This is a genomic window from Colwellia sp. BRX8-7, from assembly GCF_014077275.1.
GTDB lineage: Bacteria > Pseudomonadota > Gammaproteobacteria > Enterobacterales > Alteromonadaceae > Colwellia_A.
Window position 1 is genome coordinate 79,226 of sequence record NZ_JACGVP010000017.1, and the last position, 13,882, is coordinate 93,107.

Consider the following 13,882-nt stretch of genomic DNA (forward strand, 5'->3'; position numbering starts at 1 on the left):
TTTTTAACTTAGGTAAAAAAACACCTTAAATTAAGTAAAAAAATACCAAATATTAATTTGGTATTTATCTAAAGTTGACCAAGAGAATCAGTTTAACTTTTACTTCGGTAATGAATCATCAGTGAACCCGAAACATTACCAATAGAGAGCTCTTTAACCAGTTCATAATCAACTTCTTTAAAAAATTGTTGATATTTCTTTGTTGTCGCATAAACAGCAACCCCTTCACTTGCAGAGTGCTCTTCTAATATTGTATTGACGGCTGCCATAAGGTAATGACCAAAGCCATGATGTTGATGTAAAGGATGAATCGCAATAAAGGCAAGCATATGAAATTTCTTCATTGGTACAGCAGCAAGTACTGTTTTTTCTTTTTCAATCATCTGTTTGGTACTAAAGTAGCCAGCACCTAGCATCATCTTTAAACGCCAGTGCCAAAATCGCTCTGAACTAACACTTTCATCTGGGCTATTTAAACAAGCAACACCTACCATTGCCTCCCCCAAGTATAAGCCAACCATAGGTTGTTTAGCATGCCAAAAAGCACTTAACTCTTCTCGAATGGCTGCACGCAACTTTTGTTCGTACTCGTTGTTTTCATTGGAAAATATTTCTAGAAAAACAGGATCATCATGATAAGCTTGATACAATAAAGAGGCAGCGAGTTTTAAATCTTCACCTGACAAATAAGCAGCTTTTATATCAAGATTTTTTTTATCACGTATTACTTCTGACATACCTTGTCATCCTTGCGTTTATTATTTTTATTTCATCACCATAGCAGTAAAAAACGAATAAGGTCAAACAAAACTCCAACGCTTTCAAGCTATTTTCTTAAGACAAATATGTAATAATAAACCGTCGATAGCAGGTGCCGTTATAGTAAAAACATTAGGGTTTAGTTGTAAAGGTAGCACTAGCGGTTACCTTTACACTATAAACAATAACGATTAACCTGAAATGTTGCGTCTATAATCTGCACCATTACCCGTTTCTAATAAAACACCATCTACAAAATGTAAATATGTGCACTCGTCCTTAGTGGTTAAATCATCTTTATGGACACGATGAGTACGATAAAAGAGCACCTGTATTTCTTTACCGTCTATTTGGTATTTTTCATTGAAGTCGCCAAGCCCTAGCTTTTGCTTAACATCACTATAGCTGGCATTTAATTGAATTTTGTCAATTTTCTTACGGTTTTCATATTCACGATCGCCAAACGAAGTTGACATTGAATGCCCTTCATCACCGCCACCAACAGCAATAACACATCCCGTTAATGATAAAGTTAAAGGTGCCGCAATAAGTAATGCTATAATTGATTTTTTCATAAGTTTCCCTGATTAATATTTTATGTGTAAATATTTTATATAATTTAAACAACGTTATTGGTCTACAACTTACTTAATAGCAAGGGATAAACCAACTCGGCAACACATTGATATATATATAAATAAAATAAAAACCAGGTAAACACGGCGAACATGTTTTGTGATATTCGCTAAAACATAGCCTCTTTGACAAGTAATTATAAATTTATGACCATAACTGACGAAATAACAATCATCGCTAATCAATTAGCTAATCAAGGTAAAAAGCCAACGGTAGCCTTGCTTAAAACCAAACTAAAAACACCAGTGCCACTGCCAACCCTTATATCAATATTAAGAAATTGGACCCATGACCCTAAACTGATCACATTAACCGGTGAAACTAAGAAGCTTGTTGAAAAAAATCAAACGCTAGCCTTGAACTCTCCAGAAATAGAGATGATGATAACTAAAGCAATAGCAACGGCATTAGAGCCAATAGAAACTGAATTAGCAGAGCTAAAAGCCCTGATCATTAGCCTAAAAAAAATATAAGTTAAGGAATTCTAGGGCTGAGCATATTAATAAAGCTAACCAGTGAGTCGGCCACTTTCTTATGCGCTTTAGCACCTACTTTTTCGACCCAGATCTCCCCGTTGTCATTGTTGACACTTAAAATCATATTATCGTCGTCGGTCAAGGCAAAAAATAAAGTTAATGGTTGCTTTAATTTCTGCTTCATTAATATATGCCCTATCACATTTTCTTGTAAACGTTGGAAGTCATCTTTGCTCCAAGCAAAAAGTAGTGATAAAGCGCCTTCCTCACAGCTTGCATCTAAGGTGTCGCTGTACAAACTGGTGAAATAGGTTTTAAAATCCGCGTGTATTGTTATTTCTAACGCTTTTTCAACATTATCAAAGTTAATCGGGTCGCTTATTTCACAAGGCTGCCAATATTGATGATTTTCATCATAATCATCTGATAAACATGGAGAAGGCCATTGTTCGTCTTTTTCTATAAGCGGTAAATGCTGGTAACGTTCTTGGTATTGTGATAAATATTTTTGTGAAAATAATGATAAAGATTGCATTAACTCGCATGGTGATGATTTCATCTGTTAAAAAGATCCTTTAAAATGTAACGACAAATAGCCAATAGACTAAACTAGCCATTGTATGACAAATTATAAAAACGCAAAAGTATTAAGCCAATTAACACTTGGAAAAGCCACTAATTATTGCAGTGAATATAACCCAGAACTCTTGCAAGCGGTACCTCGAACTTTAAATAGAGACAGTTTAGCTATTCACGCCGAAAGCTTACCCTTTATTGGCGAAGATGTCTGGTATGCCTATGAACTTTCGTGGCTCAATAGCACAGGTAAACCCATTGTTGCTGTTGCAGAATTTCGTTTTCCTTGCATCAGCACTAACATAGTTGAGTCAAAGTCATTTAAATTGTATTTAAATAGCTTTAATCAGAGTCGGTTTTCATCTTGGCAAGAGGTTGAAGATTGCTTAATTAAAGATCTATCCAATACCGCTGAAGGCAAAGCGGGCGTAAAGCTATTTCCTGTTGATAATTGCCCTGCACTGGAAATAAATCATCAGATTTTTTCTGAAAACACCCTATGTATAGATGATGTTGAACTTGATATTGATAACTATCAACTTGATCCAACGCTGCTCAACAATGCAAATATTGCAGGGGAAATTGTCAAGGATGAATCTTTAGTCAGCCATTTATTAAAATCTAACTGTTTAATTACTAATCAACCCGATTGGGCAAGTATTTATATTCAATACAGTGGTCAAAAGATTTCACCGAGCGCTTTGCTAGCTTACTTAATATCATTTAGACAACATAATGAGTTTCACGAACAATGTGTTGAAAGAATATATTGTGATTTAATGAAATATTGTCAAGTGACTGAGTTGACTGTTTTTGCGCGCTACACCAGACGAGGCGGTTTAGACATAAATCCATTTCGATCGACGTCTACCTTACACGCACCAACCGGAAGAACGCTAAGACAATAAACACTATTTGAGTTAAATCAATTATAAATCATTATCAATGCTGACTTTTTAGCATCTTAGGTTTACTATTAAGTCATATAATTTAAAAGTGTGTTCATTTTTATATTAATTATATTTAGCTATACTCAATGCAAATTTATCAAGTCCATTAGCCGATAAAGTACTTTACGGAAGACAGTTTTTTATGAGCAACAACCCAGCCGCCAACAAAGAAATAACATTACTGAAGAAAAAACTCGAACTCGCCATTACTTCACGTGCCGACGTAGAAAAAGATCTAAAATCACAGTCTTCATTGTTAATAACCTTTATTGAAAAGCTTTCTCTTGTATGCAAGGGCATGGATATTACGTTAGATAATAAGTTGGCTAAGTTACGACTTTTACTCAAACAGTCGGCGCCACTTGCTGACATTCAAGCACACATAGCCGCAACTTCACTTTTACTACAACAGCAATCTCAAATAAACATTTCAAATCTTAACCAATTACACGAAAGATTCCATATCGCTGGTTTAGCTTTGCAAAAAATCAATGGCTTACCTGCAGACTTACGACGTAAATTACGTAGTTTAATCACGGAGTCAAAAGATCCCAAAGATGCTGTTATACAATATGTTCCCTTGTTAAGTCAGTTATTAACCTTTTACGATGACGCCTTAGCAGCAAAGTTTATTGACGCTGCTCCTGTGGGGGGATTATTAGGACAACAGAACTCAACAACAAAAACGGTTGAAGTTAATAACGATGCCGAGCTGAAATACATCGCTCGTTTTGAAACAATTATTGCCGACTTAGTTGTCTCAGATAAACATGCAAAAGATATCGCTGTGATTAAGTCTCAGCTCAATGAAGGTATATCAAACAACAGCTTACTAGACAGTTTTTTGGCCGTATTTGATGTGATCATTGAAGATTTAAACGATGAAAGAAATACTGCAAAAGTATTTCTTTCAACATTAAGCGAAACCTTAACAACGGTGCAGTTCGCAGTAAAAACAACACTAAACAGTTGCAAAGAATCTCAATCACAACATGGTTTATTAAATGAACAGTTGCAAAAACAGATTGTAGATATGGCTAATGGTTTAGATAAAGCCACGTCTCTAGCCGATATTAAAGTTGATATTAATGCTAAGTTAAAACTTATTGCTGGTACACTTTTAAAGAAAACAACCTTTGAACGTGAACAACAAGATGCTTTACACGGTCAATTATCGTCAATGACTGAAAAGGTCGAATTATTAGAAAAACAAAGCCGAAACTTTGAAAAACGCATTCAAGAACAACAAGCCAGAAGCTTACAAGACGCCTTAACTAAGCTCAACAATCGCGCCGCATTTGATGAATACTTCGCTCGAGAAATGGTGCGTTTTCATAATAAAAATTTCGACTTGGCTATTGTGGTAATGGACCTTGATAACTTTAAGCGTATTAATGATACCTACGGCCACACTGCCGGCGATAAAACCTTGCAAGTTATTTCAAGTACCTTAAAAAAACACATAGGTAGTGACGCATTTATTGCACGTTATGGCGGAGAAGAGTTTGTACTCGTATTCTCTGGTACCAATCAAGAAAACTTAATCGATAAACTTAACCGACTGCGCTTACAAGTCGCAAAATTACCCTTTAAATTTAAAAGTAATAAAGTGACCATCACCATTTCTATTGGCGTTACACATATCCAACAAGATGATAATGTCCATATGGCTTTTGAACGAGCAGATGGTGCACTTTATCAAGCCAAAGAGAAAGGCAAAAACAACGTTGTTTACCTATAAATATCGTCTGAAAATTTCGTTTTTTCCTGCAATTATCCATAAAAAGCTAATAACCTTGGTACGTTTCAAGTTATTAGCTTTACATTTTTCTGAAGGAGCTCAATGATGAATACGCAAATAAATCCTGTTGGCAATATGAACCTGCTCTCACAATCAGAAATAGAGCAACTTCAAAAATCAGCGAACAGTAAAACTTATCAAGTCTATCGAAATTGTTCACTCGCGGTATTAAATGCCGGCAGCCATACCGATGATGCCGAACAAATATATCAAAAATTTCAAGATTTTGAGATACAAGTTTTGCGCCGCGAACGTGGTGTAAAATTAGCTTTAACAAACCCACCTGGTGATGCCTTTGTTGATGGTAAAATAATAAGAGGTATACAAGAGCTTTTATCAGCGGTGTTACGCGATATTCTTTTTACCCATAATCGATACCAAGCCGATGCTAAACATACTCAGCAAATAACAGATCTTACATTTGATATTTTACGAAATGCGAATGTTATTATCCCTGAAAGCGATCCTAATCTGGTTACTTGCTGGGGTGGTCATTCTATAAACGACAATGAGTACAAGTACACTAAGGAAGTGGGTTATCAATTGGGCCTGCGAGGCTTTAATATCTGTACAGGCTGTGGCCCAGGTGCAATGAAAGGTCCCATGAAAGGAGCAACTATAGCTCATGCAAAACAGCGTAATAAAGACGGTCGTTATATTGGTTTAACAGAGCCAAGTATTATTGCGGCTGAGCCACCTAATCCTATCGTTAATGAATTAGTTATCATGCCTGATATCGAAAAACGCTTAGAGGCTTTTGTTCGAATGTCACATGGTATTGTTATTTTCCCTGGGGGCGCAGGAACCGCCGAAGAATTACTTTATATTTTAGGTATTATGCTCAATAGCAAAAATGAAGCTCAAAAATTACCTATTATTTTGACAGGACCTAAAGAGAGCGCAGAATACTTTATTCAAATTGATCGCTTTATTGGCGCAACTTTAGGTGAAAAAGCACAAAACCTTTATGAAATTATTGTTGATGACCCAATTGCGGTAGCTAAAGCCATGCGTCATAAATTAAATGAAGTCATAACTTATCGCAAAAAAACGGGTGATGCCTTCCATTTTAACTGGTCTTTAGTGATTGAGCCCGACTTTCAACAGCCTTTTGAACCTACGCACGAGAACATTGCTAACCTGCCAATTAACTATGATTTAGACAAAGCGACATTAGCAGCAAACTTACGCCGTATTTTTTCTGCTATAGTAGCGGGTAACGTAAAATCGCAAGGTATTAGAGCAATCAGAGAGAATGGTCCCTTTGAAATATCTGGCGATAAAAAAATAATGAAACTAATAGATAATTTACTGGCGTCATTTGTTGAGCAACAACGAATGAAACTACCTGGCAGTAAATATATACCATGCTATAAAGTAATTTAAGGGTAAATGAATGTCCGCACATCTTGTATTAATTGATGCGTTGAATTTAATTAGGAGAATATACGCAGTACAAGAGCGTCCTTTTCTTTTTAATAACGAGCTTGCAGAAAACACCAAACAACAAGTCCTGTTTAATACCCAGATCGCTTGTGGACAAGCGTTAACAAAAATACTTGATCATCTACAACCTAGCCATGTTTTAGCGGTATTTGATAGTGATAAGCCTTGTTGGCGTTACGAGCTATTCCCTGATTATAAGAAAGGTAGAAAAAAAATGGCAGCACATTTGGCTGCCAGCCTTCCTGATATTCAAGATGAGTTAATGAAGCAACAAGTCGATTCATTAGTACCGGAAGAAGATGAAGCTGACGATATCATTGCGACATTGGCGGTAAAAATGGCATTAAAAGATCAAAATGTTACGATCGTTTCGACAGATAAAGGCTTCCTCTCATTACTGGGTCCACATATCGGCGTTTATGATCACTTTAATCGTCGCCATCTTGATACTAACTTTGTACTAAGTAAATTCAATGTTAAGCCACAACAGCTTATGGATTTATGGACATTAACCGGTGACAATACCAATAAAATCCCAGGTGTTGCGGGGATTGGACAAGTCACTGCTGCACAGTTATTAAATCAGTACGGTTCATTAAAAAGTATACTTGAAGCAACTGACATTAAAGCAACATTAGCCAATAAGCTTGCTGAACATAAGGAACAAATTGCACTCAGCCAAGAACTTATTACGCTCAAAAAAGACATAGCACTGGGCTTTAATTTAAAAGATATTCGCCTTTCTTCTTAGGGGGGTGAACAAAATATTTGTATTAAACCTTGTATAAATTAACTAAAATAATTAGCGGTTGTTAAGCTTCACCTTTCAATATTGATCAACAATTTAACGGAAATTTTAATAAATGAATAAGAAAGTCATCTCTCGTATCTTAATCGCATTAGCCATTTACGGTGTTTTTGTTGCCCTAGTGGTAAACTTTTATGATGACAGTCCATCTGATATGGAATGGGGTGATCGCGAATCATATAACAAACAGTACATAGGTAAATTAACTTTAGAAAAGTTTAATTTCGACCAAGCGATAAAAGAATTAGGCAGTCCCGATATAACAGAGGCGAAAAAAGTTAATGAAGACAGTTTTCAAGTGACCTTTTATCGTACTCAACACGTTAAATCTGATGGATTTACTACCCAAGACGAATGTACCGCACTTTTATTTAAAAATGGCTCACTTATCGCTATTGGCAACACAGCTTACGAACAGTTTCAGCAACTATAACTAACGCTGAAAGCAGCTTTAATAAACAAAAGTCTAATAACGTTTCATTAAACGATCCTTTATACTAACAACTATAAAACACAATCAGGTAAAACCAAACGATGTAGGGTGCCTGAAAGGTTTTATCCTAGATTACACAAGTATCGCGTGCTATAACAGCACCCGTTTCCTAATTTGACAAACTCTTTTGAAAGGCAGAAAAATGGCTACACAAACCATAACAGTGATCCCCGGCGATGGCATTGGTCCCGATATTATCGATGCTACAATTAAAATACTAGACAAAGCCGGATGTGATTTTGCATATGAATATGCAGACGCCGGTCTTACTGCTCTTGAAAATCATGGCGACTTGATCCCTGAAAGTACCTTAGCGCTTATTCAAAAGAATAAAATAGCCCTTAAAGGTCCACTTACCACACCGGTTGGCGAAGGCTTTACTTCTATCAATGTTACTTTGCGTAAGCATTTCCAACTCTACGCAAATGTTCGCCCTGTAATATCGTTTAAAGGCACTAAAGCCCGCTACGAAGACATAAACATCATAACGGTACGTGAAAATACCGAAGGTATGTATTCAGGCTTAGGACAAATATTGTCTGATGATGGCGAAGTTGCTGAAGCAAAAAGTTTAATTACCCGTGAAGGTGCTGAACGCATTCTTACTTTTGCCTATGAAACTGCTATCAAAGAAGGTAGAAAAAAAGTAACAGCTGTTCATAAAGCGAATATTTTGAAATCAACTTCTGGCTTGTTTTTAAAAGTTGCGCGTGAAGTTGCTGCCCGTTATCCACAAATAGAATCGACAGAAATGATCGTTGATAATTGTTGTATGCAATTAGTAATGAACCCAGAACAATTCGATGTCATTGTAACAACCAACTTATTTGGTGATATTTTATCTGACTTGTGTGCAGGTTTAGTTGGTGGTTTAGGTATGGCTCCTGGCGCTAACATTGGTGGCGACTGCGCTATTTTTGAAGCTGTGCATGGTAGTGCACCAGATATTGCAGGCAAAAATTTAGCTAACCCTACTTCAGTGATATTAGCCGCTATTCAAATGCTTGAATATTTAAACATGGGTGATAAAGCCAGTAAGATCCGTAATGCAATTACAGATGTTATTGCTACGGGTGATAGAACGACTCGTGATTTAGGCGGCACTCACGGCACCACTGATTTTACCCAAGCGGTATTAGAGCGTTTATAAACCTAACGGGTTAGAAGTTGTTAGTAATACCCGCTTGTAACAGACATTAAAAAACCGACATTACGTCGGTTTTTTAATGCAAGAAGAGCCGTGCTATTCTTCTTTCATTGGCGGTGGAGATAATAATCTTGCATGAACAGTTATTTCTTCACGATCATAATAAAGGTGCTTAGCGTAGAGTTCATACTTTACTTTATGCTCACTAAAAGCATCTTTAAGTATTTGTAAGTCATTAGTGACTTCCTGATAACGGCCTTTCATTGGCAACTTTAAATTAAATATAGCTTCTTTACAGTAACCTTTTAATAACCACTCAGCCATTAGCTTAGCAACGCGTTGAGGTTTTTCGATCATGTCACATACTAACCAATGAACATTTTGTTTCATTGGTACATATTTGAAACCGTCCATCATGCGATGTTTAACTTGCCCTGTATCCATTAATGACTCAGCCATAGCGCCATTATCAATAGCTGTCACCATCATACCACGACGTACTAATTGATATGTCCAACCACCAGGAGCAGCGCCTAAATCAACAGCTTTAAGACCTGATGTTAAACGTTCGTCCCATTCATCGCGAGGTACAAAGTGAAGAAAAGCTTCATCTAATTTTAATGTTGAACGGCTCGGTGAAGCGCTTGGAAACTTCAACCTTGGAATACCCATAGTATAAACAGAGCTATTATCGGCTAACGAAAAACCAAAAATAGCTTCTTTACCACTTAGAAAAAGACCATGTAAGATAGCGCCATCGTTATCACCTTTTTCCATAAGAATTTTATTCTTACGTAATGCCTGGCGTAGCGGTACAGACAGCTTACGACAGAATTTCGAAAGTTCTTTACCTTCGTTTGTGTCAAGCATTTCCATCCGTAAATCAGCATATTGCCATTCGGTACCTAAAACTTCGGTAATAGCTTCAACACGATTGTAATCAGGTAAGTCAATTTTATCTGTTACGGTAACAAACCAATCGCGAGCGAATATCAGGCGGCGCAATGGGATTTTTTCCATTAAAACTTCACCGTCTTGAGGATTGTTTAAATGAAAATAGACTAAACCTTCGTTTTTAGTTAGCTGTAAATAGCCAAACACTTCATTCCACGCGGCTTTTTCTTGAATTTCTGCACCACACTCTTTTTCAAAGCCTGGGCGACAATATAATATAATAGAGGTCATAACTAATTTACCTACAAACGATCTTGGTCTGTGTTTAAAGTACACAGAGTACTATTAATTCCCGCCCAGCTGATACACAACCAACCCAGCGCAAATGATATACCACCAAAGGGAACTATTTTTCCAATAACAGTAAAATCAAAAAATGTTTTTATATACAAAACACCACTAAAAAATAAAATCCCGGCTATAAAAAAGCTTGCTGATAAATATAAAAGATTAATAACTTTAGCCGCATGACGCTTACTCATTAGAACTTGCAACCAAATGGCCACAGTAAGTAGTGCTATAGTATGAAAAAATTGATATTGCAATGCATTGGCAAGGCGTGATTGTACTTCATTTGGTAAATTTGCCCCAGCATGAGCAAACCAAGCGCCGAATAATACAGAAAAACAGCCACTGATACCAATAAATATCATAATGGCGGTCAAGTAATTTCTATAAACACAACTATATTTCATCTGGGTTATGCTCATCAATAAATTTAACCATTTCATTAACCGCCGATTGTATGTGTTGAGCATGGGTAAAACCTGACTTTACTCGTGGTTTCAAATTATGATCACCATCGGTAAAAAATATACAGTGACAACGCTCTGAAAATTCATATTGTGCAATTTCTTCTTGGCTACCTAACGCATCTCGAGTGCCCTGTAAAATTAATATAGGCATTTGTGTTTCTTGCAAAGGTGCCAACCTTAATTTTTCAGGTTTTTTCTGTGGATGAAACGGGTAACCTAAACACATTACCCCTAAAAACTTAGCTGTTTTATCTCCAGCCAATGTCGCAGCGACACGTCCACCCATTGATTTCCCCGCGATAAAAAGGGGTAAATCACTATCTAACCCGTCAATAACGGTGGAAAAACATTCCAGTAATTTTGGCATTCTATCGGGTGGTCTACGATTACCTTGCGCCAAGCGAACATCCATATACGAAAAGTTAAATCTCAATACATTGATATTTTTTTGGTTTAAAGCAAGACTGACTTGTTCCATAAATTCATGACTTTTATCGGCACCCGCACCATGAGCAAAAACAACCGAAGCTTTAGGCTTTGCTACGGTACTAATAATAGTTGAAATATCAGGAGTAAGATTAATCATCTTATTGGTCATTTAATTCTTCTTGGTCTTGGGCAACAGTATCAAGCACCCATTCACGAAATGCTGCAATTTTACCTAAATCAACTTGTCGGTCTCGACACACGACGTAGTAGGCATTTTTACTTTCTAAAACATCTTCAAAGGGACATATAAGCCTACCTGCATCAATATCAGGTTTCGCCAGGAAACTATGAGCTAATGCGACACCTTGCCCATGCATTGCCGCCTGAACAACCATAGCGGAATGACTGAATATGGGTCCATGATTGACATTGGTTGCTTTAACGTTTACTTGTTTGAACCATCGTTTCCAGTCACGGCGAGAAGTATCATGCAATAAAGTATGGTTGATCAGATCTTCGACTTTATCGAGTGGCTTTTTACCTTGCAACAATAAAGGTGAACAAACAGGAATAAGATATTCTTTTTGTAATTGTTCTGCATCAATATCGGCCCAATGGCCGCGACCAAAATATATCGCTACATCAACATCACCCGTCAATGAATTCTCAGGTTGATCTACCGCTTTAATTCGAACATCGATGTCAGGATGTAAAGCATAAAAAGCATTTAATCTCGGCACCAGCCACTGAATAGCAAAACTTGGTTGTGTGCTAACGGTTATCGCGCCTTTTTCACCACGGGCAAACAATCGCTCAGTTGCTTCGTTAATGGCATTAAAGACATCTTTAATATCAAGATAGTAGGCTTGACCTTCTTCAGAAAGCAACAAAGCACGATTTTTACGCATAAATAACTTTATGCCTAAAAAATCTTCAAGCGATTTTATTTGATGACTGATAGCCGCTTGAGTGACGAATAATTCTTCAGCAGCGCGAGTAAAACTCAACTGTCTTGCTGATGCCTCAAATGCTCTCAAAGCGTTTAGTGGCGGAAGCCTGTTAGACAAAATTCACCTTTAATTATAACTTTTACATGGAATAGCATTCAAAATAAATGCATAAATAAGCAACAATGATAAATAACTATTATTCATTAGTTTTTCTAATGATAAACATTATAAATTGTCATTTCAAAAGTTACCAGAGTTAACGTAGAATTCGTTTCATAGATGAAGGACTTCATCTTTATCCCAAACATATTGGGCTAACTATTGAATGTGATTCCCAACCCATATTCAAGAATTAAGTAAGAAAAGGTCCCAGAACATCTATATGGATATAACGTTTAATTTAAGGGTGACCCTATGAAATTTTTTAATAAAGTAGCAATATTAACAGTAGCAGCAACCATGATGGTAGCACAAGTTCAAGCCATAGAATTGGTAGAAGTAGAAACAGTCGCTGAATTTTCAATAACATTAGCGGCTGAAAAGAGTCTCGCTGATTCAATGAAATTAAGTACCTTTAGTACCATGTTAGCAACAGCTGATATTAACGTGCCAGTGACACAAATAAGCGATAAAGAAGTAAAGTCTACGCGTGACTTTGAAAAGTCACTATTGATTGCTGAGTAAGCGCTTATCTTAATTATAGGTATACTTTAAAAGCTTTACGGGAGTTTCTCTAGAACTTTTCTAAAGTGGATAATTAAATATTAACCTATAATAGCCCAGCGTAAAGAAACAAAAAAGGATGCCATTAGCATCCTTTTTTAGATCTTATTCACTCAAAACGCATGCGTTAACTTGGAAATATACGATTATTTTGCCAAAGTTTACTAAAGATAGAATCAACAGACATTGATGCCGCTTTTGAAAACTTTTCCGCTAAGGTTTTTTTCATTACGTATCTTAAAGCAATAATTTTGTGTGACTTACTACGAGACTGAAGGAAATCATCACTGGTTTGAATTTCATCAACTAAACCAAGCTCTTTCGCGGTACTGCCAAACCAATGTTCGCCGGTTGCTACTTTATCAATATCTAAACTTGGACGACGTTCGCGAACAAAGTCTTTAAAGAGTAAGTGAGTTTCTTCTAATTCTTCAGAAAACTTTTCACGACCTTTATCGGTATTTTCACCAAACATAGTCACTGTACGTTTGAACTCGCCGGCAGTAAATTGTTCGTAGTCAATATCGTTTTTCTTGAGCAGTTTATGAAAGTTAGGAACTTGCGCAATAACACCGATTGAGCCAACAATTGCAAACGGTGCAGAGATAATATGATTGGCAACACATGCCATCATATAGCCACCACTTGCCGCAACCTTATCAACTGATGCAGTTAACGGGATATTATGCTGACGAAGTCTGTCAAGTTGTGAAGCTGCTAAGCCATAACCGTGAACCATGCCACCACCGCTTTCTAAACGTAAAAACACTTCATCTTCAGGGGTTGCAACCGTTAGTATTGCTGATATTTCTTCACGTAGTGCACTCACTTCTCTTGCGTCAATGCTACCATTAAAATCAACAACAAAAATCCTAGCTTCAGCTTTAACTATAGTACCTTCATTATCGGCTGATAATTTTGCTGCTTTCTTATCAGCTTTAGCTTTTTCTTTCGCTGCTTTCTTATCTTTCTTATCTTT

At 36.7% G+C, this 13,882-nt stretch carries 16 protein-coding genes; 8 read left to right on the top strand and 8 right to left on the bottom strand.

The window, feature by feature from the left end; genetic code table 11:
* Positions 1-92 precede the first annotated feature (92 nt).
* Both H4J57_RS16080 and H4J57_RS16085 read right to left on the bottom strand, forming a co-directional pair.
* Entirely contained in the window at positions 93-737 is a 645-nt protein-coding gene (locus H4J57_RS16080; RefSeq protein WP_182230859.1) for a GNAT family N-acetyltransferase, read from the bottom strand.
* A 213-nt stretch (positions 738-950) separates the two neighbouring features.
* Complete coding sequence (locus tag H4J57_RS16085) at positions 951-1,334, bottom strand: DUF3192 domain-containing protein (protein ID WP_070376254.1); 384 nt, start codon at positions 1,332-1,334, stop codon at positions 951-953.
* A gap of 207 nt (positions 1,335-1,541) precedes the next feature.
* Here H4J57_RS16085 and H4J57_RS16090 point away from each other — a divergent pair, with 207 nt between their 5' ends.
* Complete coding sequence (locus tag H4J57_RS16090) at positions 1,542-1,868, top strand: hypothetical protein (protein WP_182217553.1); 327 nt, start codon at positions 1,542-1,544, stop codon at positions 1,866-1,868.
* 1 nt (position 1,869) lies between these two features.
* Here the strand turns inward: H4J57_RS16090 and syd are convergent, their stop codons facing one another.
* A complete protein-coding gene (gene syd, locus H4J57_RS16095) occupies positions 1,870-2,430 on the bottom strand; it encodes a SecY-interacting protein (RefSeq protein WP_070376252.1) in 561 nt (186 codons plus the stop codon).
* Positions 2,431-2,491: 61 nt separating this feature from the next.
* Between syd and queF the strand changes: the two genes are divergently transcribed.
* From queF to H4J57_RS16125, 6 genes are all read left to right on the top strand, one after another.
* Positions 2,492-3,355: an NADPH-dependent 7-cyano-7-deazaguanine reductase QueF gene (queF, locus tag H4J57_RS16100; RefSeq protein ID WP_182243595.1), complete on the top strand. Its 864-nt coding sequence runs from the start codon at positions 2,492-2,494 to the stop codon at positions 3,353-3,355.
* A gap of 184 nt (positions 3,356-3,539) precedes the next feature.
* Complete coding sequence (locus H4J57_RS16105; protein WP_182243596.1) at positions 3,540-5,138, top strand: GGDEF domain-containing protein; 1,599 nt, start codon at positions 3,540-3,542, stop codon at positions 5,136-5,138.
* 105 nt (positions 5,139-5,243) lie between these two features.
* On the top strand, positions 5,244-6,584 hold the full coding sequence (gene ppnN / locus H4J57_RS16110; protein WP_182243597.1) for a nucleotide 5'-monophosphate nucleosidase PpnN: 1,341 nt from the start codon (positions 5,244-5,246) through the stop codon (positions 6,582-6,584).
* Positions 6,585-6,594: 10 nt separating this feature from the next.
* Complete coding sequence (gene xni, locus H4J57_RS16115) at positions 6,595-7,395, top strand: flap endonuclease Xni (protein ID WP_182222481.1); 801 nt, start codon at positions 6,595-6,597, stop codon at positions 7,393-7,395.
* Between the two features lie 112 nt (positions 7,396-7,507).
* Positions 7,508-7,885: a DUF3192 domain-containing protein gene (locus tag H4J57_RS16120; RefSeq protein ID WP_182243598.1), complete on the top strand. Its 378-nt coding sequence runs from the start codon at positions 7,508-7,510 to the stop codon at positions 7,883-7,885.
* Between the two features lie 202 nt (positions 7,886-8,087).
* Positions 8,088-9,095, top strand: a complete 1,008-nt coding sequence (locus H4J57_RS16125) for an isocitrate dehydrogenase (RefSeq protein WP_070376246.1) — start codon at positions 8,088-8,090, stop codon at positions 9,093-9,095.
* 93 nt (positions 9,096-9,188) lie between these two features.
* Here H4J57_RS16125 and rlmM read toward each other — a convergent pair whose 3' ends face one another.
* From rlmM to H4J57_RS16145, 4 genes are read right to left on the bottom strand one after another with little or no spacing between them, the layout of a single operon-like run.
* Entirely contained in the window at positions 9,189-10,277 is a 1,089-nt protein-coding gene (rlmM, locus tag H4J57_RS16130; RefSeq protein WP_070376245.1) for a 23S rRNA (cytidine(2498)-2'-O)-methyltransferase RlmM, read from the bottom strand.
* Positions 10,278-10,288: 11 nt separating this feature from the next.
* Positions 10,289-10,777 carry a DUF423 domain-containing protein gene (locus H4J57_RS16135; protein ID WP_259364611.1) on the bottom strand — a complete coding sequence of 163 codons (489 nt, stop codon included), beginning with the start codon at positions 10,775-10,777 and terminating at the stop codon, positions 10,289-10,291.
* A complete protein-coding gene (locus H4J57_RS16140) occupies positions 10,731-11,399 on the bottom strand; it encodes an alpha/beta family hydrolase (protein ID WP_182243599.1) in 669 nt (222 codons plus the stop codon). Before H4J57_RS16140 ends, H4J57_RS16135 begins: the two co-directional genes overlap by 47 nt.
* Positions 11,389-12,297 (bottom strand): transcriptional regulator GcvA, encoded by a 909-nt coding sequence (locus H4J57_RS16145; RefSeq protein WP_182217538.1) that lies wholly within the window; start codon positions 12,295-12,297, stop codon positions 11,389-11,391. Before H4J57_RS16145 ends, H4J57_RS16140 begins: the two co-directional genes overlap by 11 nt.
* 297 nt (positions 12,298-12,594) lie before the next feature.
* Between H4J57_RS16145 and H4J57_RS16150 the strand changes: the two genes are divergently transcribed.
* A complete protein-coding gene (locus H4J57_RS16150; protein ID WP_070376242.1) occupies positions 12,595-12,864 on the top strand; it encodes a hypothetical protein in 270 nt (89 codons plus the stop codon).
* Between the two features lie 166 nt (positions 12,865-13,030).
* Here H4J57_RS16150 and sohB read toward each other — a convergent pair.
* Positions 13,031-13,882: protease SohB (gene sohB / locus H4J57_RS16155; RefSeq protein ID WP_182243600.1), on the bottom strand; the 852-nt coding region annotated here is incomplete at its 5' end.

Coding starts and splice junctions, on each gene's coding strand:
- H4J57_RS16080 (WP_182230859.1), bottom strand. CDS start 737: ATGTCAGAAGTAATACGTGATAAAAAAAATCTTGATATAAAAGCTGCT.
- H4J57_RS16085 (WP_070376254.1), bottom strand. CDS start 1,334: ATGAAAAAATCAATTATAGCATTACTTATTGCGGCACCTTTAACTTTA.
- H4J57_RS16090 (WP_182217553.1), top strand. CDS start 1,542: ATGACCATAACTGACGAAATAACAATCATCGCTAATCAATTAGCTAAT.
- syd (WP_070376252.1), bottom strand. CDS start 2,430: ATGAAATCATCACCATGCGAGTTAATGCAATCTTTATCATTATTTTCA.
- queF (WP_182243595.1), top strand. CDS start 2,492: ATGACAAATTATAAAAACGCAAAAGTATTAAGCCAATTAACACTTGGA.
- H4J57_RS16105 (WP_182243596.1), top strand. CDS start 3,540: ATGAGCAACAACCCAGCCGCCAACAAAGAAATAACATTACTGAAGAAA.
- ppnN (WP_182243597.1), top strand. CDS start 5,244: ATGAATACGCAAATAAATCCTGTTGGCAATATGAACCTGCTCTCACAA.
- xni (WP_182222481.1), top strand. CDS start 6,595: ATGTCCGCACATCTTGTATTAATTGATGCGTTGAATTTAATTAGGAGA.
- H4J57_RS16120 (WP_182243598.1), top strand. CDS start 7,508: ATGAATAAGAAAGTCATCTCTCGTATCTTAATCGCATTAGCCATTTAC.
- H4J57_RS16125 (WP_070376246.1), top strand. CDS start 8,088: ATGGCTACACAAACCATAACAGTGATCCCCGGCGATGGCATTGGTCCC.
- rlmM (WP_070376245.1), bottom strand. CDS start 10,277: ATGACCTCTATTATATTATATTGTCGCCCAGGCTTTGAAAAAGAGTGT.
- H4J57_RS16135 (WP_259364611.1), bottom strand. CDS start 10,777: ATGAAATGGTTAAATTTATTGATGAGCATAACCCAGATGAAATATAGT.
- H4J57_RS16140 (WP_182243599.1), bottom strand. CDS start 11,399: ATGACCAATAAGATGATTAATCTTACTCCTGATATTTCAACTATTATT.
- H4J57_RS16150 (WP_070376242.1), top strand. CDS start 12,595: ATGAAATTTTTTAATAAAGTAGCAATATTAACAGTAGCAGCAACCATG.